We start from the raw sequence: 657 nt of genomic DNA on the forward strand, positions 1-657 counted from the left end.
ATATAAGGTATGTCAAGACGTTTAAGTATTATCTTGATAAGGTCGATGTTGTAACCCATCGGCTCACCGTCCTTATTGAGGAACGTATATGGCGGCAAGTCCCAAATGTCTTCATATACCAAAGGAGATTTTATCGTATACTTAGCTTCCTGCTGTCCCTGCCCTGTCGCCTTTGCCGGCAACAGAGAAATGAAAAATATCATACATGGCAGAAGAATGCTCTTATACATCAAAATCTGTTAGTTATTCTTGTTTATTGGCAACAAAGCTACTAAAAAATGATTAAAATGCCAAAAGAAACGCCATTTATTTTAATCCGTGACAATTCACGCATATCTACGACAGGTCTAAAGCGGACAGCCTTCAAAGTCGTATAGCACTGTCGACAGATATCTCTCGCCCGTGTCCGGCAGCAGTACAACCACCGTCTTATCTCTGTTTTCCGGCCTTGCGGCAATCACGGCAGCGGCAAAAGCGGCCGCACCCGATGATATGCCGACGAGAAGCCCTTCCGTGGAGGCAAGCTCCCTGCCGGTACGTATGGCGTCGTCATCATCCACATCGAACACCTCATCCACCACACCCGCATCATATATCGGAGGCACAAACCCCGCTCCGATACCCTGAATTTTGTGCGGGCCAGGCATACCCCCGTTG

Annotated in this window: 2 protein-coding genes; both read right to left on the bottom strand. The window is 47.3% G+C overall.

The features are described from left to right. A partial coding sequence (locus MoGM_RS02350) for a hypothetical protein (RefSeq protein WP_199181755.1) occupies window positions 1–203 on the bottom strand: 203 nt, incomplete at its 3' end. Window positions 204–347: 144 nt separating this feature from the next. Next, window positions 348–657, bottom strand: a 310-nt coding sequence (locus MoGM_RS02355; protein WP_146078623.1) for a pyridoxal-phosphate dependent enzyme, incomplete at its 5' end; no start/stop codon positions are given.

It is taken from the genome of Prevotella sp. MGM1, assembly GCF_002933775.1.
In the GTDB taxonomy this organism is placed as follows: Bacteria; Bacteroidota; Bacteroidia; order Bacteroidales; family Bacteroidaceae; genus Prevotella.